This is a genomic window from Roseibium aggregatum IAM 12614 (assembly GCF_000168975.1).
Lineage (GTDB): Bacteria > Pseudomonadota > Alphaproteobacteria > Rhizobiales > Stappiaceae > Roseibium > Roseibium aggregatum.
Genome location: NZ_AAUW01000009.1, coordinates 70,499 through 88,197, shown reverse-complemented (window position 1 = coordinate 88,197; position 17,699 = coordinate 70,499). Strand labels below are relative to the sequence as shown.

General features: G+C 58.6%; 16 protein-coding genes and 2 pseudogenes. 8 read left to right on the top strand and 10 right to left on the bottom strand.

Annotated features, from left to right (window positions below; genetic code table 11):
* Window positions 1-29 precede the first annotated feature (29 nt).
* The 5 genes from SIAM614_RS13585 (at window position 30) to SIAM614_RS13565 (ending at window position 6,236) form a co-directional block, all read left to right on the top strand.
* Entirely contained in the window at window positions 30-1,880 is a 1,851-nt protein-coding gene (locus tag SIAM614_RS13585) for an aspartate:alanine exchanger family transporter (RefSeq protein WP_006935322.1), read from the top strand.
* 82 nt (window positions 1,881-1,962) lie between these two features.
* Window positions 1,963-2,733, top strand: a complete 771-nt coding sequence (locus SIAM614_RS13580) for a hypothetical protein (RefSeq protein ID WP_006935321.1) — start codon at window positions 1,963-1,965, stop codon at window positions 2,731-2,733.
* Window positions 2,726-4,888, top strand: a complete 2,163-nt coding sequence (locus SIAM614_RS13575) for an FUSC family protein (RefSeq protein WP_006935319.1) — start codon at window positions 2,726-2,728, stop codon at window positions 4,886-4,888. Before SIAM614_RS13580 ends, SIAM614_RS13575 begins: the two co-directional genes overlap by 8 nt.
* A 15-nt stretch (window positions 4,889-4,903) precedes the next feature.
* On the top strand, window positions 4,904-5,107 hold the full coding sequence (locus SIAM614_RS13570; RefSeq protein WP_006935317.1) for a DUF1656 domain-containing protein: 204 nt from the start codon (window positions 4,904-4,906) through the stop codon (window positions 5,105-5,107).
* A 4-nt stretch (window positions 5,108-5,111) separates the two neighbouring features.
* Window positions 5,112-6,236, top strand: a complete 1,125-nt coding sequence (locus SIAM614_RS13565; protein WP_006935315.1) for an HlyD family secretion protein — start codon at window positions 5,112-5,114, stop codon at window positions 6,234-6,236.
* Window positions 6,237-6,476: 240 nt separating this feature from the next.
* Here SIAM614_RS13565 and SIAM614_RS13560 read toward each other — a convergent pair whose 3' ends face one another.
* The 3 genes from SIAM614_RS13560 to SIAM614_RS32945 all read right to left on the bottom strand — a co-directional run bounded on the left by SIAM614_RS13560 (window position 6,477) and on the right by SIAM614_RS32945 (window position 9,612).
* The gene (locus SIAM614_RS13560; protein WP_006935314.1) at window positions 6,477-7,661 is read right to left on the bottom strand and encodes a porin; all 1,185 of its coding nucleotides are present in this window, start codon (window positions 7,659-7,661) and stop codon (window positions 6,477-6,479) included.
* A gap of 324 nt (window positions 7,662-7,985) precedes the next feature.
* Window positions 7,986-8,942 (bottom strand): IS481-like element ISStag2 family transposase, encoded by a 957-nt coding sequence (locus tag SIAM614_RS13555; protein WP_006935312.1) that lies wholly within the window; start codon window positions 8,940-8,942, stop codon window positions 7,986-7,988.
* 244 nt (window positions 8,943-9,186) lie between these two features.
* A complete protein-coding gene (locus SIAM614_RS32945) occupies window positions 9,187-9,612 on the bottom strand; it encodes a tyrosine-type recombinase/integrase (RefSeq protein WP_006935311.1) in 426 nt (141 codons plus the stop codon).
* A 125-nt stretch (window positions 9,613-9,737) separates the two neighbouring features.
* Between SIAM614_RS32945 and tnpA the strand changes: the two genes are divergently transcribed.
* From tnpA to tnpC, 3 genes are read left to right on the top strand one after another with little or no spacing between them, the layout of a single operon-like run.
* Entirely contained in the window at window positions 9,738-10,121 is a 384-nt protein-coding gene (tnpA, locus tag SIAM614_RS13545) for an IS66-like element accessory protein TnpA (protein WP_040440190.1), read from the top strand.
* Window positions 10,118-10,471: an IS66 family insertion sequence element accessory protein TnpB gene (tnpB, locus tag SIAM614_RS13540; protein WP_006935309.1), complete on the top strand. Its 354-nt coding sequence runs from the start codon at window positions 10,118-10,120 to the stop codon at window positions 10,469-10,471. The genes tnpA and tnpB overlap by 4 nt, the downstream gene beginning before the upstream one ends.
* 54 nt (window positions 10,472-10,525) lie before the next feature.
* Window positions 10,526-12,076, top strand: a complete 1,551-nt coding sequence (gene tnpC, locus SIAM614_RS13535) for an IS66 family transposase (protein WP_006935308.1) — start codon at window positions 10,526-10,528, stop codon at window positions 12,074-12,076.
* Here tnpC and SIAM614_RS32460 read toward each other — a convergent pair.
* The 7 genes and pseudogenes from SIAM614_RS32460 to SIAM614_RS13505 form a co-directional block, all read right to left on the bottom strand.
* Window positions 12,019-12,489 (bottom strand): tyrosine-type recombinase/integrase, encoded by a 471-nt coding sequence (locus SIAM614_RS32460; RefSeq protein ID WP_050789389.1) that lies wholly within the window; start codon window positions 12,487-12,489, stop codon window positions 12,019-12,021. The genes tnpC and SIAM614_RS32460 overlap by 58 nt on opposite strands.
* Window positions 12,486-12,890: a hypothetical protein gene (locus SIAM614_RS32455; protein ID WP_006935307.1), complete on the bottom strand. Its 405-nt coding sequence runs from the start codon at window positions 12,888-12,890 to the stop codon at window positions 12,486-12,488. Before SIAM614_RS32455 ends, SIAM614_RS32460 begins: the two co-directional genes overlap by 4 nt.
* A gap of 123 nt (window positions 12,891-13,013) precedes the next feature.
* Window positions 13,014-14,039, bottom strand: a complete 1,026-nt coding sequence (locus SIAM614_RS13525; protein ID WP_040440254.1) for an IS110 family RNA-guided transposase — start codon at window positions 14,037-14,039, stop codon at window positions 13,014-13,016.
* A gap of 71 nt (window positions 14,040-14,110) precedes the next feature.
* Window positions 14,111-14,341, bottom strand: a pseudogene (locus SIAM614_RS13520) (Arm DNA-binding domain-containing protein); the annotation flags it as partial.
* 188 nt (window positions 14,342-14,529) lie between these two features.
* Window positions 14,530-14,718 (bottom strand): annotated as a pseudogene (locus SIAM614_RS13515) (helix-turn-helix domain-containing protein); the annotation flags it as partial.
* 361 nt (window positions 14,719-15,079) lie between these two features.
* Window positions 15,080-16,318: a saccharopine dehydrogenase family protein gene (locus SIAM614_RS13510; RefSeq protein WP_006935303.1), complete on the bottom strand. Its 1,239-nt coding sequence runs from the start codon at window positions 16,316-16,318 to the stop codon at window positions 15,080-15,082.
* Between the two features lie 49 nt (window positions 16,319-16,367).
* On the bottom strand, window positions 16,368-17,465 hold the full coding sequence (locus tag SIAM614_RS13505; RefSeq protein ID WP_006935302.1) for a carboxynorspermidine decarboxylase: 1,098 nt from the start codon (window positions 17,463-17,465) through the stop codon (window positions 16,368-16,370).
* Between the last annotated feature and the right edge of the window lie 234 nt (window positions 17,466-17,699).

The window sequence follows — 17,699 nt, the reverse complement described above, 5'->3', positions numbered from 1 at the left end:
GGCGACCTTGGGTCAAGACATCCGCGGCCTTGGCCTGTGGCTTTGCTGCATTGGGTGGCGTTGCGCTCGCGCAAACGGCCGCTGGCGCGCAGCAAGACAGTTCGGCGGTGGGCAACGTCTTCCAATTCTTCGAGCCTGTCGCAAAGAGCGGACTGGAAGGCATTTTCGCATTTCTGGACTCTCAGCAGTTGGTGTTCCTCCTGCTCGCCATGGCGATCGGATACCCTCTTGGCAAAATCAAGTTCGGGCCGATCTCCCTCGGATCGACAGCCAGCACGCTTCTCGCCGCGGTTCTGATTTCGATGACGGCCTCGGCCGCTTTCGGCATGACCTATGCGATCCCCGGCATCGTCTCTACCATCTTCCTGTCGATGTTCATGTATGCGCTCGGTCTCGGGGTCGGGCCCAAGTTTTTTGCAGGTCTTAAATCGGCTGGACTAGCAGCCTGTGTCATTGGGGTAATCATCTGGTCGCTGAATTGGGCCATCTGCATGGTCGGAGCAGAGCTCGCCGGATTGGAATCCGGTTTTGCAGCCGGCCTCATTTCCGGAAGCTACACCATCACCGCAATCCTAGGCGTTGCCCAATCGGCAGTTCAAAGCGGTGCTGCAACCATTCCCGATGGCATGACCGCTGAGCAGATCGGTGCCAATATGGCGGCTGGATATGCTATTAGCTACATTCTTTCCAGCGTCGGCATTATTTTGCTTGTGCGTTACCTGCCATCGATGTTTGGTCACGATCCCGTCAGTGATGCCAAGGTTGCCGAAACCGAATTCGCAGGTAGTGGAACGCATCCCTTGCCGGGGACGCCGGAAGCTTTCCTTCTGGGCTACGCACCCGTCGATCTTCGGGCTTACCGGGTCGAGCATGATCTGGTGATCGGGAAGACGGTCGAGGAGCTCTTTCACGCCTATCCGCAAGCCCCCGTGCTGCGCGTGGTGAGAGACGGTCAGGCCATTGACCCGGAAGACAACCCAACGATCCAGAAAGGCGATGTCATCACTGTCCGGTCCGATGTCGGCCAGATGATCCTGAAAGGCGGCGAAATTGGGCCGGAAGTGGACGACACACTTGCCCGCAGCGTGCCGATCGGGGCTGCGGACATCCATGTTGGCTCCCACGACATCTCGGGCAAGACGCTTGCAGAGCTCGCCAAGACCATCGGATTCGGTCTGCGCCTGACGGCGCAGTTCCGTGCCGGACAGGAAATCCCGGTCGGCCCGCAAACAGATGTGCGTTTCGGAGATGTGCTTCGTCTCACAGGTCCTGAACACTCGCTTCGGCGGGCAGCGAAAGACCTGGGCGGCAGGGAAATCACCAACGCCACCTTGGCAACAACCGAAGTCATGTACATGGCGATCGCGATGCTGATCGGCTACGTCGTCGGAGTTCTCAGCATCACGATTGCCGGCATTCCCTTTGCCCTCGGCACCTCCGCCGGCTGCCTGCTGATGGGAATTTTCGTCAGCTATTTCCGGAGCCGGAACCCTGAATTCGGCGGTCCGGTCTCGGAAGGCGCCCGCAGTTTCCTTCAGGACATTGGCCTCAATGTCTTTGTGGCCGTCCTGGGCGCGAATACCGGTCCGAAGATCATCTCCGCTCTCGGTGGGGACACGGTCATCTGGCTGGCGTTGATCGGAACTGTCGCAGCTCTCCTGCCGGTTGTCGTTGCCTATTTCGTCGGCGACAAGATCATGAAAATGAACTCGGTGATCAACGCGGGTGCCTGCGCCGGCGGACGCAATTCGACGCCCAGTCTGAACGCCATGCTGGATCAGTCGAAAAGCGCGGTTGCCGCCGTGCCCTATCCCGTCGCCTACGCGCTGACGACGGTGCTTGCCCTGATCGGCGGATATCTCGCCCAGGTCCTGTCTTGACGACACGCGGGCCGGGCGCTTCTGCACCCGGCCCCTTGCACAGTTTCTCTCTCGAGCCGGTTGTCGACGAAACGGGACAAACATGAACGGTCAGGTCCGAATTGCCATCAACTCGATGCGAGCCCGCCTGACGGTTCTGGGCTTCAATCTTGCCGTCATTACCTTCCTGATCACCGATTTGCCCGGACGCGGCGGCGACACAGTCAATGTCGCGCCCATCGAGCACGCGATCCATTTCCCGGAATTCACATCCCTTTACATGTCCCTGTCGCTGTCCTTCCTGGCGATGGTTCTTTATGTCATTTCCAACGTTCTTGACGAACAGGGCACCTGTGACCACTGGACCCTGCTTCTGGGCGACATCCTGATGTATCTCGGGCTGGGCAACACGATTGCAGCGTTCTTCCAGCCTCTCTTTGCCGACATATCCCTCATGCACCTGGAAACATCCGGCCAGAACACCGCACTCCGGACACTGCATCTTGTTCTTGCAGCCTTCGCGGCAACAGCCTGGATCGTTGCGGTCTATCTCGGCCCGGTCGTGTCGGTCCTGCGATCCCCCTTCCGGCGGGTCCACACACTCATGGTTCTGGCTGTCTATCTTGTCCTGGTCGGCCTGCTGACGTTTCTTTGGGATCTCGCCACCGACCTGCAAAGAGACCTGAAAGGCAAGGAACCTTATGAGCGGCATTTGCCTGGAAGGCTGTTCATGCCTCTTGAATGGTTCAGATCTGCACAGCCCGCAAACGAAATCGGCAAAGTTACTTTAATTCCAGATAGATGGAAGGCTAGCCGGCACATTGTACTTTGGCAGTTGACAGGTAGGGAGGGGCGTGACTTTTCGCATGTCTGAAAAGTTGAAAATTGCCCTGCGCACGGCACTCGCGATGGTGCTGGCCTTCGGTATCGCGCTCGCCATGGGGTGGGACAAGCCATATTGGGCCGGCCTTGCGGTCGCGGTCTGCTCAATGAGCACGGATGGCGAGGCGCTGCAAAAAGGCCTGCTGCGAATCTACGGCACCTTGTGCGGCATTTGTCTCGCGTTTCTTCTGCTCATTGTCGCCTTGCAGGACCGCTGGCTTTTCATAGGATTGATTGGGCTGATCGTGGCGATCAGCACCTACATGATGGGCGGGACCAGGCGCTATTATTTCTGGTCCATGCTGAGCTCGACCGTTTTGATTGTCGGTATTTTTTCGGGATCCGACGCGGAGCGGGCGTTCGAGGTTGCAGTCCTCCGCTCGCAGGAAACGCTGCTGGGAGTGATCTGTTATACGCTTGTCTCGATAATTTTCTTGTCGACGAGCACATCAAAGCACTTCCTGACTAGCCTGACGGCCCATGTTTCGAATATCCGCGAGTATTTTGAGCGTGTGATGGGCGGGCAATCCGGTGAGCAGGACGGCAAAGGCCTAGATCAGCTGAGGGCTGAGATCGCCAGCATGCAGACCGGGCTCCATGGGCAACTCGATGTCGCCCAACTCGACAGTGTCGAGATTTGGGAAGCGCGCAGGGTCTGGCGGAAGGTACTCGAGGATCTGGCCGAGACGGTCGATCTTATGGAGCATCTGCATCTGGGGCGAAACGAGCTGTCGGGTATCGTGTCCACTGAGGTTTTGCCGGAGGTCAGGGCCTTTACAGCCGAGATCTCGCGCAGGCTGGATGCCGTCCGCAGGCTGATCGGGGACGGCAATACAGAGCCTGGCCGGGTCACGGAACACCTGGATCTGGAATTCAGCCGTGAATCCGTCGCGAAACTTTCGCATTTTCAGCGTGCGGCAATCACCCTTGGCAGGGATCGTCTCGTCGGTCTTGACCGAGCGACGGGGGGTCTTCTGAACGCGGTCGCGGAAGCCAGGGGACAGGGACGTTTCTCACCCCCCAAAGCAACGCCGGCGCAACGGTGCTGGATACCGGATCCTCGGCGGCTGCTCGCCGGCCTGTCTGCGCTGACCGCCTGCTGGATCGGCTGTTTGTGCATCATCTACATTCCAGCGCTCCCGTCCTCTCCGATTTGGGTGATGATTCCGGTTTCCAGCACGATGATGGCAGCGGCGCTGATGCCGTTCTTCAGCCCCTGGCTGATTCTGAAGCCGGTCATATACGCGATGATCCCGAGTGCGATGGTGCATATTCTGCTCATGCCGCATCTGGAAGGCTTTCTCCAGCTGGCGGTTCTGCTGTTTGCAGGGGTGTTTCTGATCTGCTGGTTCATGGACCGCCCGGAGATGAAAATGGCCCGCAGCATCAGCCTGATTCTTTTCGTGGTCATGCTGCAGATCGGCGAACCGCAGCACTACAGCTTCACCTATGCCGCCAATTTCGCGATCAGCGTCCCCTTCGTCATTCTGATCATCTCGATCGCACGCATCTTTCCGGTGTCCTTCCGCCCGGAAGTGGCCATGCATCGGTTGTTGAGGCGTTTTTTCGACAGTGCGGTCTACCTGCTGACAACGCTGCGCTGGGACTTCGACCGGCAGCCCCCATGGTTTGAGCGGCAATGGCGGCTGTACCACCGCCGGCAGATCGCAAGCCTGCCGTCCGCGCTTGCCATGTGTGCAAACGCTCTGCCGGACGCCGCGCTTGGAAAGGCAAGCCGTACCGAGCTGACCAACCTGATTTCGACACTGGAAATGCTGGGTAACAGGATGCAGGATCTGGTGTCCCTGCGAGACACGCCGCAAGCGCTTGGCTGGGTTGGGGAGCTCAAATCCAGTATCCGCAACTGGCGGCTCGGCGTTCAGGAGATTTATAGCCATCTGGCCGAGAACCCGGATAATGAAGAGATAAATGACCTGAAGGGCCGACTTCAGGCCAAAATGGCTGAATTGGAGACGCAAATTCAAACCGCCATGGATAAGGACACGGAGGGCCGACGGTCTGAGGCGGACGATACCAGCATGTACCGGGTGCTGGGTGCCTATCGCGGTGTTTCGGAGACACTTCTGTCATTTGTGGACAACGCGTCCCGTCTCGACTGGACGCGCCTGCGTGAAACACGTTTTTGAGGGAGCGGGAATCCAATGCCACATGAAATCTTCATCGGCGAAGTCTATCTGCCACCAATTCTGATCGCTGTTCTCGCCGGCATCTCGTTGGCGACTGTGACCGTGTTTCAGTTGAACCGGGTCAGATGGTCCCGCCACTTCTGGCACCCACAACTTGTCTTCGTTGCCGTCACCGCAATCTACACCGTTCTGTTCGGCACCTTTGTCATTCCGATGTGAGACCATGACCCGATTTTCAAAATATCTGCTGACCCTTCTGGTGGTCGCCATCGCGCTCGGTGCGGTCGGTTACAAGTACCGGGATTATGTCCTCAATCCCTGGACGCGAAACGGCCAGGTGCGCGCGAATGTCATTCAGGTTGCTCCGCGCGTTTCCGGCCCGATCATCGAGCTGTCGATCACGGACAACCAGTTCGTGACGGCGGGCGATCTGCTGTTCCGGATCGATCCCCGCACTTATGAAGCGCAATATGCGCGTGCCCGTGCGGAACTGGACCGGACACAGAGCGACCTTGTGGCGCTCGCCAGGCAGGTCGAGGCGGCACAGGCCAGTGTCAGGCAATATGAGGTCGCCATCACTGCGGCCGAGAGCGAAGTCAAGGCGACCCGGGCTAACCGGACGGCGTCTGAACGCACACTGGAACGTTCCCGTATTCTCATGGAACGAGGCGACACATCGCAGGCTCAGTTCGATACGGCGGAGCGCGAATACCTGGTCAACCTGGCCACCGAACAGAAAGCAGAGGCGGCCCTCCTGTCGGCGCGAAGCGCCCTGACACAGGCAACGGCGACGCTCGCCCAGGCCGAAGCGCAGTTGGGGGCGCCCGGGGAAGAAAATGCGCTGTTGCGATCGGCCAAGGCCGACCTTGAGCAAGCCCGTCTTGAACTGGAATTCACGGAAGTGCGCGCCTCTGTCGACGGCATGGTTACAAACCTGCAGCCCCGGATCGGCAGCCAGGTCGTTGCTAACCAACCCATCATGGCCCTGATCGATTCCGGCAGCTTCTGGATCGACGCCTATTTCCGCGAAACACAGCTGGAACGCATGCGTGCCGGGAACCAGGCCTTCGTCACTCTGATGTCCTACCCCGATACGATCATAGAGGCGTCCGTGGATAGCATTGGCTGGGGGATCGCCAAGCAGGACGGATCAACGAGCCAGAACCTGTTGCCGTCGGTCAGCCCGACTTTCGAATGGATCCGCCTGGCCCAACGTATCCCTGTGCGCATCCGCTTGGACGCAGTCCCGGACACTGTGGAACTGCGCGTCGGCAGCACGGCCTCCGTGCTTGTGCGGACACAGGAACAGGCTGGCACACCGCCACCGACTCCTTCGTTGCTTCAGTGAAGAATGAACGTCTTCTGGTCGATCAGCTTTGATCTTTTCACCACCGGGGTGGACCTTTGATCGAAGTGTGGTTCAGGCCTGCAACGGCGCAGCACCTGGCACTTCAAACGCCACACAACATTCCGGTCAGTTTTCTTTGCTTTGCGTCAGGGAGCAAAGTGGATGTCATGCAACAGCCCTAACGACGCCAAGACAAAATGATTTGACGAATTGTTTCATCCAAGGGCAGTTCGCCGTTACCTAGAAGGTTCTTTGCAACCGGAAAGTCCCGTAGATTTCACTCGCGTCGCTTATTCCGGAAGACTGGTTGAAATCCAGATCCCGGTATTGAAGTTCCGGTCCCATGATGAAGCCGGGAACAGGCTCCCAGACGACGTTTGCAGTCGCACTCCACTGCGTGAAATCATAAGCCGTGGTGCCGCCATCTGCATTGTGATATCCGCCTTCAACATTGGCCGTTACCGTGTCGGTCAGACCAAGTCTCACACCACCGAATATGTTCAGTGTTTTGGTTGTTTCAGCGCTGTTGCCGTCCCAGACGGCATCTGTAATGCGGCTGTTCCAGCCCGTTGTGCCAAATCCGCTGGCACCGTCCGTGTAGGAAGCCTGGAGGGCCACACTACCACCGTTCAGAACGCCTCCGAAATTGACTTCCACACCGGCGCCGACGGCCCAACCGAGTACATCTTCTCCATTCCCAGTAACGCCGTTATAGGTCGCGTTCGGATAGACCTGATGTAGGGCACCCATGATCTGGGCCTTGCCCCAACCCTGACTGATTGCGAGGACACCGATAAAATCCGGCAAGCGGGTTCCGCCGTAACCGACCGTTCCACCATTCAGCCCGAGACTGGTGGCGCGTGCGGGGTTGTCTTCAACCGCGAGGGTCGCATTAAACCCGTTTCCGAAAACAAACGTGTAGGCCGCCTGGTTGGCCTTCCGATCCGAATAGCTTTCGATCTGCGCGTCGTATGCATAGCCTTTGAAGAAATCAAAATTTGACTGGCTTCGACCGGCCAGTAATCCACCCCACTGGATATAGGCGTGATCTACGGAGGTGGCTGTCGTATCGTTCGTTTGCGTGATGTAGGATTCAATATACGCGCGAAGCGTTCCGAATTCGGTCGACGTGCGGGCGTCTAGATAGAGATAACCTCGAGAGCGCCATTGATAGCCATCGCTATCGCGGTCTCCCCACGCGTTCTCGGCATCCCCGAAGTTTCGCACCCGGAACTCGGTTCTCACGCGGCCGCCCACCCGCAGACAGGTTTCAGTCCCGGGGATGTAGTAAAAGCGGGCGCCATATGCGTCGCAAATGCGAACGTAATCCACCGGCTCCGGCGCAACAGGAAGATCGGCTGCAAACGAAGCCAGCGGAGCCGAAAAGCAGGCGGATAGTGTAATGCAAAGGAATTTGAGACGCATTGGCAAACTCCAGCAAGATAGGGGACTGTTCAACGTCGCTCGAAGTTACCACGTCGTAAAATCGAGTTCAGACCTTTGAAAAGGCGATCGGCTCATTAGCTCGAACGTGATGCTTTTGTGCATCAGGTTTGGATAAGAGGAAAAACAGCGAAGGAAGGCTGCAACTGGAATCTGTCTGACAGGACGTCTCATCAAGCCCCCAAACCGCTGATGAAACGTCTTGAAACTGATTTTTCACATCAAATCGATGCTATCGTTGGGTTTTGACACTGGTGCTGAGCGAAAAGCAACGGCCCATGGTCAGACGACGAATCGGAAAGCGCTCTAGTTGTGGAGCCTCAACAGGTTGTCCCTGGTCATGTCGAGTCGACTGATCGGCGTTTTCGATTTTAGACTGCCGTGCGGTCGGTGCCAATTGTAGCGGTGCAGCCAGACGGGCAACTGCTCTGCCCTGTCGTTTGACGTTGGATAGGAGACGGCATAACCCCATTCGCGCAGGGCCGTCTGTATGAAGCGTTCGGCCTTGCCGTTTGTCCTGGGCGTATAGGGTCGGGTGCGGATGTGCTTGAGGCCGAGATCGCGGCAGGCTTTTGCGAAGGCTTTCGATTTGTAGCATGCGCCGTTGTCGGTCATGACGCAGGTGACGGTGGCGCCCAGGCTCTCGTAATAGGCGAGCGCGGCGCGCAGGAAAGCGATGGCGCTCTCTTTCTTCTCGTCGGGCAAGATCTGGCTGAAGGCGATGCGCGAGGCATCGTCGATGCAGACATGGACGAACTCCCAACCCACGCCGCGGCTGTTGGACTGGCCGGTGCGATCGCCGGTGATGCGGTGGCCAACGCGATCGAACCGGCCGAGTTTCTTGATGTCGATGTGGATTAGTTCGCCCGGATACTGGCGTTCATAACGGCGCACCGGTTCGGCCGGGTCGAGGTCCTTCAGCCGCGAGAGGCCTGCCCGCCGCAGCACCCGGCTGACGGTGGCCGGTGACACGCCGACCTCTCGAGCGATGTGCTTGCCTGTCCAGCGTTGGCGGCGCAGGGCGATGATGCGTTCACAGATGAGCGGATCGGTTGCTGCGGGCATCCGGTCTGGCCGCGAGGAGCGGTCGGCCATACCAGCGGGACCTTCCACCTTGTAGCGTTCGACCCACCGGGAAACGATCTTGGCCGACACGCCGTAGATCCGCGCCACCCGGGCTTTGGAAAGACCGTCCTCGATCACTGCCAGAGCCATCTCCTCTCGACGCAGCGGCGTCAGACGGGCATTCTTGTGGATGTTCATTCGGACCCTCCCGTGAGTGCTGAAGCGTGGTAACTCCAGTCTCCTCGGTCAGGTCCGAATGGACAACCTGTTGAGAGCTCACAGCTAATGCTACCACTAGGACTGGCAGTCTTCAGCCTTCGCCAGCAAGACGGCTCGCACCGGAGGGGTACTTTGAGCCCAAAAAAGATCGATAAAACGCTTGAGCCAATTGTTCGATCCAAGAAAGGTGCCTCTAGTTCTATCTCTCAAGATTGCTGACTCGTTAACTACTGGCTAGGCGCTCCACCAGTGTCCTGTTCATTGCTGCTGCCCGAGCATGGCGATCCAGAGCATAGGTCGTTCTGGTAAACCGCACTCCCTCCAGAAGGCCCTGTATGTAGCCGGCAACCGTGTCTGCCGCCATGATCAGCGCTGTGTCGACCGAATGAACATAGCGGCTGGTGATTGTACTCTGCGCGTGGCCTAGAAGTGCCGCGATGGTCGACTCCGTAAATCCGAGATCGTTCGCGATCCTGGCAAAGCTGTGGCGCAGGACGTGCGGCGTGATCTCGGCAAGCGGCGAGTCTCCTAGGATTTTGCGCCAATGCTTGGGGAATCCAACGAGAGGCTTTCCTTCGACCGTTCCTTCAAACACGGCACCGGCAATCGCATTAGCCTGATGAGCCTCAAGGAGTTCAACAATCGGCAATCCGATTGGACGAACAGTAAGCGGCGGCTGGACCCCACCTGTTCGCTCCCGTCGTGATGCTGGAATCCATACCCATTGTCGATTTGGGAATGGAGGCAGGTTTGGGAGTCCATAGAGAGCTCCATATGGAGTCCGTATGCGGTTATGAGATTTTGCCGCGCGACACGGGAATGCGCCGTTGGCCCAATGAAGTGAAGGGGCAGCTTGTCGCGGAGACCTATCTTCCCGGGGTGACAGTGAACGAGGTCGCCCGGCGTGTCGGCATGAAGCCCAACCATCTCTCGGCATGGCGGCGTTTGGCGCGGGAGGGCAAACTTGTGGTGCCGGATCTTCCGGGAGCGGAGTTTGTACCGGCCGTTCTGGAACCGTCTCCGGCGCCCGTTGAAGAGGATGCGAAGCCGCTGGCCGCGGTGGAGATCATTTACGGCGGAACCATAATCCGGCTGGAAGCTTCCGTGAGCCCGGACAGGATTGCTGGGATCGTGCGCGCTCTTGGGCGTGGATCATGATTTTCCCCTCGAACCGGGTGCGTATCCTGGTGGCGACAAAGCCAGTCGACTTCAGAAAAGGAAATGATGGGCTAAGCGCCCTGGTCCAGTCCGTTTTGCGCAAGGACCCGTTCACCGGCACGGTTTTTGTGTTCCGGTCCAGGCGAGCCGACCGCTTGAAGCTCCTGTATTTTGACGGCACCGGCCTGGTCATGGCTTACAAGCGGCTGGAAGATACGACCTTCACCTGGCCCGCCGTTCGGGATGGTATGATGTCGCTGAACCATGCCCAGTTCGAGGCGCTGTTCTCGGGCCTGGACTGGCGCAAGGTGAAGGCATTGGAGGCTCGTTCTCCGGCTGCGGCAGAATGAATCAGGTGCCGGAAATGGCGGGCATCCGCAGCCGCCCCGGGCTATTGTCAGCCCATGCCTGCCACTGTCGCCATCGATCTTTCCGCGATCCCCGCTGACCAGCGTGATGCTGTCGCCGCGCTCCTGCGCGAAAGGGATGCGCTCAAGGAGATCAACAGGCGCCTGGAGCACCTGGTCGCGGAGTTGAACCACGCGGTTCACGGCAAAAGGTCGGAAAAGCTCAGCGAAGATGAACGGCAATTGGCCTTCGAAGACCTCGAGACTGCCATCGCCGAGGTCGAAGAGAGCCAGGACGAGCAGCGCCCTTCCGAGGGCAGAACTCGCCGTCCTGCCCGTCGCAATCGGGGCAACCTGCCGAAGGACCTTCCCCGCATCGAGCGTTTGATCGAGCCTGACAGTCTTGAGTGTCCCTGCGGTTGCGGGGTGATGCACAAGATCGGCGAGGATCGCACGGAGCGGCTGGATATCGTGCCCGCACAGCTGCGCGTGATCGTTACCGTCCGCCCCAAATACGCCTGCCGCGCCTGTACCGACGGCGTCACCCAGATGCCGGCACCGGCGCATCTCATCGAGGGCGGCCTGCCGACGGAAGGGGCCATTGCGCATGTTCTGGTTGCCAAGTACGCGGACCATTTGCCCCTGCACCGGCAGAACCAGATCCTTGCCCGGTCGGGCGTCGATATCCATCGGAGCACGCTGGCGGATTGGGTCGGTACCGCCGCGTTCCACCTCGCACCCGTCGTTGACCGGCTGGCCGAGCATCTGAAGATGTCGACCAAGCTGTTCATGGACGAGACCACGGCGCCGGTGCTGGATCCGGGCCGCGGCAAGACGAAAACCGGATATCTATGGGCCTTGGCCCGAGACGACCGCGCCTGGGGTGGGGACGATCCACCCGGCGTGGTCTTCTTCTATGCGCCTGACCGCCGCGGAGAGAACGCGGAGAAAATCCTTCGTGGCTTTGACGGGAGCCTGCAACTCGACGGCTACCAGGGCTACAACTGCCTGACGCGCTCGTCCCGCAAGGGCGGCGATCCGATCCGCGTGGCCCATTGCTGGGCCCACGCACGGCGGAAACTGAAGGAAGTGTTCGACCGCGATGGCTCCGAGATCGCCGCCGAAGGCTTGCGCCGGATCGCTGAGTTCTACAGAGTCGAGGCTGATATCCGTGGCACGGCGCCCGGGCAGCGGCTCTCGGCAAGGCAGGCCCGCACCGCGCCTCTGGTCGCCGCCTTCGGACAATGGCTGCAAGAGCAACGCCTCCAGGTATCCGCCAAGTCCCATCTCGGCGAGAAGCTTGCCTACATCCATCGTCACTGGGACGGTTTGCAGACCTTCCTCCACGACGGCCGTGTCGAGATCGATAGCAACAGTGTCGAGAATTTGATCCGGCCAATCGCACTGAACAGGAAGAACGCCTTGTTCGCCGGTCATGACGAGGGCGGCCGCACCTGGGGCCGCATCGCATCCCTCATCGAGACCGCGAAAATCAACAACGTCGAGCCCTTCGCCTATCTCAAGACGACCCTCGAGGCCATTGCCGGCGGTCATCCGAAAAGCAGGATCGACGAACTCCTGCCGTGGAACTTCACCCCGTCAAGCTGAAAACCGGTGGGCCGCAGACGGCGCTTACGACGAACAGACGCTCCCTCCTTGCTGTCACGTAGCCGCAGGCAGCTGTTAGAGACATCGACTTCCCGCCAGTCGAGATTGATTATCTCCCCTCGCCGGCAGCCTGTGAGCGCAAGAGCGCGAACCATTGCGGCAGCAGTCGTGAGCTGATCGTCCCGGTCGGCATCACTAAGCAATTGACCGAGTAGCCTGTATTCATCTTCAGAAAGCCTGCGGTTGAGCTTCTGGTCGGCGGCCTTGCGAATTCCATGCGCCGGGTTGGTCTCGATAATTCCATTCTCGCGCGCATAGGTAAGAATGGCACCAAGCAGCCCCAACGTCCGCGTCCCCGTACCTACGCCACCCCGCACGATCGTTTTGCCATGCTTTCCGGTTTTCTCGGTCATCTTCGTCCTACCGGAAGCAACTCAGGCATGAAGCGCGTGATATCCGCGGATGTCAGATCCTTGACCCAGCGTGTTCCAAGCAGAGGGACAAATTGACGTTTGATCCGTCCCTCGTCGGTGTAGATCGTCGATTCATTTTTCGGGCGGCACTTCTTTCCGAGGATGAGCCCTGCCTTGGCATCCTCTATATAACGCTGGCAGAGCTCCTTGACAGAGATCGCCTTGTGATCGAGTTCACGCTCCTCAGCCGGGTTTTCGCCCAGTGCGACATGTGTAGACGCCCGAATTGCAAGAGAAAATTTTGGATTTTTCTGGCACAGTCGGGTTCTGACATGTGTCCGGCCTGTAATGCGGCCTTTCAACTGCCGCTGGCCCGTATGGTGTTCGAAGGTCGAGTCCAAATCAAGCCCACGTGCTCAAAGGCACTGTGTCGCAAACTGGTTTCCCCGACCCCATCCCATGATTGTTGTGCCAAACTTCCAAAGACCTCTCTTGCGCCGCCGTCTCCGCAGTCGCTTGCTTTATTATGCTTGAGCGACCGGAGCCTGGTATGTCTGATTGCCTGACATGATCGCCCAGACAATACGTGCCATCTTGTTCGCCTGCGCCACTCTCACCAGCATGGCTGGCTTGCGCGCAAGCATCCCCTCAAGCCATGTTCCCGGCGCAGCTCCTTTCTTTGAGCGCCACATGACCACACTGTTTGCACCAATAATCAGGAGACGACGCAGGGAGCGCTCTCCCATCTTTGTCGTGGCCCCCAGCCTCTGTTTCCCACCTGTCGAATTTTGCCTCGGAGTCAGTCCTAACCAAGCTGCAAAGTCTCGTCCGCGCCGGAAAGTTTCTGGCGGAGGAGCCAGGGCCACCATGGCAACGGCAATCAAAGGGCCAATTCCAGGAATTGTCATCAACCGCCGCGCCGTTTCATTCGCCCTGGCGAGACCGGCAATCTCACGATCCAGTTCCCGCACCTGATCTTCCAATCGCAACAAGCTGTCTGTTAAATAACTCAGGGCTGCTCGTGCCACCTCGGGAAGAGAGATTTCAGGAGAGGCAATACGCTCAATCAACTTTGCAACATTGCTTGCGCCTTTTGGAACAATCACGCCAAACTCCGCCAAATGACCGCGCAATGCATTGATGGTCTGTGTGCGCTGTCGGATCAGTATTTCTCGCGTGCGTAACAAAACCGCAATGCCCTGACGTTCTTCACTCTTCACCGGCACAAAGCGCATTGTCGGGCGGTTGGCAGCTTCACAGATCGCTTCGGCATCCGCAGCATCGTTCTTTTGGCGCTTTACGAACGGCTTTACGTAGATTGGTGGTATCAACTTCACTTTATGGCCGAGCCGAGCAAGCTCACGCCCCCAGTAATGGGCGCTACCGCAAGCCTCCATCGCAACCAAACAGCGCGGCTGATCAGCGAAAAAAGCCAAAACCTGTTTCCGACGCAGTCGCTTGCGAAAAACAACCTCACCTGATCCATCAGCTCCGTGGGCCTGGAAAACAGACTTCGCAAGATCAAGACCGATTGTGTGAACTTCAGACATTGACGCCTCCTGTAGGATCGAGAAAATCCCACCTTCCCACATCAGAGCCAGCGGTGGGCGTCTACATCATCACGCCCAAGCAACACGCGGGCTTCCTTGCGGGCAGTCTCGGGAGTCCAGACACCAAGCGGGCCGATGGTGAACCGGCGGGTGCGCCCCTTGGCGCGGTACTGAACGACATAGCTCAGTCTGCCGGAGGTGAAGACCCGGAGGCGAAAGCCTTGGAGGTCGTCGTCCCAAATGAAGTAGTCGGCTTTGCCCGTTTCTGCCTGGTCGACAATGCGCTTGGTCAGTTTTGGCACGTCATTTCTCCTGAACTAGAGTGGTCCCGGAGGCACTCTTACGGAAGCACCACGGAAGCACCCGGACGGAAATTAAGACGCGTTCCCGGATACTGACTTCGGTGTGTTGATCTAGAAAAATCTACTCTACGTAGTGACTTAGCGTGTCATGGCGAGTAAATAGAAACAGCGGCGAAAACCGCCCAGACGCGCACCGGACGGCGGGACCGGTCGCAAAGTGCTTCCAGGCCGTCCTGCCGGTAGCGATCCCAGATCTTGTAGCCGGTCTTGCGCGAGATGCCGAACTCACGGCACACCGCACTCATGCCTTCCCCATCCAGAAGACGGGCGATGAAGCGAAGACGTTCCTCCATGACGGACACCTCTTTCCACGGCATCGACACCTCCCGCAAAAACGAAAAGTGTTACCTATGTGTCCGGAACGGTCTGTAACCTATGTCTCAGGTCGGGCACTGAATTTCAGAGCCATGATCTGCCGTCGGCTGCAGGCTCACCGAGTTGGACGCTGTTGCATGCCTGTGAATATCCTTCTCCACTGACTTTCAAAGCGACCACGCCGGGCGCTCAGACGACCGGCTTGGGCAGGCAGGTAACAATTTTGGTGGCGGGTAACGGAGGCTTTCTGTTTGTGGGCGAGGCCTGAGGGCACTTCGCTGCCCGTTTGCTGTTGACTGAAAAGCAAACAGCCCCGGTTGTAACCGGGGCTGCGCAGGTTGATCAGCTGGAAAAGGCCGGGACCTAGAATTCCAGGGCGCGGTCGCCGTCGGCGTCCTTGATGCGGGTCGGCAGGCCGATGCGGTTGAGGATGGCGAGGAAGGGGTGCGGCGGCAGTTCTTCCACGTTGGCCATCTTCTTCACGTCCCATTCGCCGGTCGCGATCAGCATGGCGGCTGCGACGGGCGGCACACCGGCGGTGTAGGAGATGCCCTGGCTGCCGACTTCCTCATAAGCTTCCTTGTGGTCTGCCACGTTGTAGATGAAGACCTCGTGGTCCTTGCCGTCCTTCGTGCCCTTGACGAAGTCGCCGATGCAGGTCTTGCCGGTGTATTCAGGCGCCAGCGAAGACGGGTCCGGAAGACACGCCTTGACCACCTTCAGCGGCACGACTTCCTGCCCTTCGGCCGTCCTGACCGGCTGTTCGGACAGAAGGCCGATGTTCTTCAGGACGGTGAAGACGTTGATGTAATGCTCGCCGAAGCCCATCCAGAAGCGGACGTCCGCGCCGTCCATGTTCTTTGCAAGGGAATGGACTTCGTCATGGCCGCACAGATAGGCCATGCGCTTGCCGACCACCGGCAGGTCGTATTCCTTGCCGATCTCGAACATCCGGTTTTCCTGCCACTTGCCATCCTGCCAGGAATAGACCGTGCCAGTGAATTCCCGGAAGTTGATTTCCGGGTCGAAGTTGGTGGCGAAATAGCGCTGGTGGCTGCCGGCGTTGATGTCGACGATGTCGACGTCGGTCACCTTGTCGAGATAGTCGTCCTTGGCAAGGCGGGCATAGGCGTTGACCACACCCGGGTCGAAACCGGCGCCCAGAATGGCGGTAACGCCCTTGGCAGCGCACTCTTCGGCGCGTTTCCATTCGTAGTTCGCATACCAGGGCGGCGTTTCGCAGATCTTGCCCGGTTCTTCGTGAATGGCGGTGTCGATATAGGCCGCGCCCGTCTCCAGACAGGCGCTGAGCACGGACATATTCAAAAAGGCGGTGCCGACGTTGATGACGATCTGCGCGCCGGTCTTGCGGATCAGCGCACTGGTGGCGGCAACGTCCAGCGCGTTGAGTTCATGTCCTTCCAGAACACCCGGCTGCTTCAGGGCCTTCTTGGCATGCACGGTTGCGATGATGTCGTCGCATTTGGACTTGGTGCGCGAGGCAATATGAATATCGCCGAGAACATCGTTGTTCTGTGCGCACTTATGCGCCACCACCTGAGCGACACCTCCGGCGCCGATGATGAGAACAGTCTTTTTCATTTGATAAAGATACCTTCCTTGGACCTTTGGGGTGTTAAGGGTTCAAGTCTCAAGACAGACTTTGCTCGTAGTCCTGGTACGAAAACTCACGAACAACGCGGACTGTTCCGTCCACTTCCTTGACCGCAATCGCGGGCATTTTCACGCCATTAAACCAGTTTTTCTTGACCATCGTGTAACCCGCCGCATCCTGAATGGAAACCCGGTCACCGGTCTTGAGCTCGGCAGGGAAGTTGAATTCGCCGAATATGTCGCCGGCAAGGCAGGACTTTCCGCAGATCATGTAACTGTGTGGACCTTCGTTCGGCGCCACCTTGGCGGTTTCCCGGTAGATCAGGAGGTCAAGCATATGCGCCTCGATGGAGGCATCGACGATGGCGAGGTTCTTGCCGTTGAACAGCGTGTCGAGGACCGTGGTTTCCAGCGTTGTCGACCGGGTGATCGACGCTTCGCCCGGCTCCAGGTAGACCTGAACACCATAGTTTTCAGAGAAAGCCTTCAGGCGGTCGGCAAAAAGGTCGAGCGGATAATCGTCCCCCGTGAAATGGATGCCGCCGCCAAGGCTGACCCATTCCGCCCGGTGCAGAAGGGCACCGAATTTTGTCTCGATATCGCCGAGCATACGGTCGAACAGGGAAAAATCGGCATTTTCGCAGTTGTTGTGGATCATGAAACCGCTGATCCGGTCCATGACCTTCTCGATCTTGGCAACGTCCCATTCGCCGAGGCGGGAGAAAGGCCGGGCGGGATCGGCAAGGTCGAAGCTGGACGAGCTGACCATCGGATTGAGACGCAGACCGCGCACGATGCCAGCGGATTTGTCGGCGTACCGCTCCAACTGGCTGATGGAGTTGAAGATGATCTTGTCGGCGTGGGAGATCACGTCGTCGATCTCGTAGTCGGCATAGGCCACGGAGTAGGCGTGGGTCTCCTTGCCGAAGCGCTCGTGCCCCAGACGGACTTCATTCAACGAGGACGAGGTGGTGCCGTCCATGTAGTCGCGCATGAAGTCGAAAACACACCAGGTGGCGAAGCACTTGAGCGCCAACAGAGCCTTGGCGCCGGACTTCTCGCGCACATAGGCGATCTTCTCCATGTTGCGGAGCAGCTTCGCCTTGTCGATCAAATAATAGGGTGTGTCGATCATTTCAGTCTGTCGCCATCTTTGCCTGCAGCCGGTGAAGACCGCGTGGACAGGGGATTGGGAGCGATTGCGGTAACTCCGGTTATCCGAACCTGCCGGTCCGCCGACAGGCGTTCCAGCTTCGCTGCGCGGGTGACGGATACCGTTTTCCGGCACGGCCTTGCAAGGGCCTGAGGCGTCTTTCTTGGCGCTACTGCCTCCCTGAAGGAGCCTGCGACAGGGCATTCCGCCAGCCTG

Bases quoted from the DNA above. Each gene is read 5' to 3' on its own strand.
- SIAM614_RS13580 (WP_006935321.1), top strand. From the start codon at position 1,963: ATGAACGGTCAGGTCCGAATTGCCATCAACTCGATGCGAGCCCGCCTG.
- SIAM614_RS13575 (WP_006935319.1), top strand. From the start codon at position 2,726: ATGTCTGAAAAGTTGAAAATTGCCCTGCGCACGGCACTCGCGATGGTG.
- SIAM614_RS13570 (WP_006935317.1), top strand. From the start codon at position 4,904: ATGCCACATGAAATCTTCATCGGCGAAGTCTATCTGCCACCAATTCTG.
- SIAM614_RS13565 (WP_006935315.1), top strand. From the start codon at position 5,112: ATGACCCGATTTTCAAAATATCTGCTGACCCTTCTGGTGGTCGCCATC.
- SIAM614_RS13560 (WP_006935314.1), bottom strand. From the start codon at position 7,661: ATGCGTCTCAAATTCCTTTGCATTACACTATCCGCCTGCTTTTCGGCT.
- SIAM614_RS13555 (WP_006935312.1), bottom strand. From the start codon at position 8,942: ATGAACATCCACAAGAATGCCCGTCTGACGCCGCTGCGTCGAGAGGAG.
- tnpA (WP_040440190.1), top strand. From the start codon at position 9,738: ATGGAGTCCGTATGCGGTTATGAGATTTTGCCGCGCGACACGGGAATG.
- tnpB (WP_006935309.1), top strand. From the start codon at position 10,118: ATGATTTTCCCCTCGAACCGGGTGCGTATCCTGGTGGCGACAAAGCCA.
- tnpC (WP_006935308.1), top strand. From the start codon at position 10,526: ATGCCTGCCACTGTCGCCATCGATCTTTCCGCGATCCCCGCTGACCAG.
- SIAM614_RS32460 (WP_050789389.1), bottom strand. From the start codon at position 12,489: ATGACCGAGAAAACCGGAAAGCATGGCAAAACGATCGTGCGGGGTGGC.
- SIAM614_RS13525 (WP_040440254.1), bottom strand. From the start codon at position 14,039: ATGTCTGAAGTTCACACAATCGGTCTTGATCTTGCGAAGTCTGTTTTC.
- SIAM614_RS13510 (WP_006935303.1), bottom strand. From the start codon at position 16,318: ATGAAAAAGACTGTTCTCATCATCGGCGCCGGAGGTGTCGCTCAGGTG.
- SIAM614_RS13505 (WP_006935302.1), bottom strand. From the start codon at position 17,465: ATGATCGACACACCCTATTATTTGATCGACAAGGCGAAGCTGCTCCGC.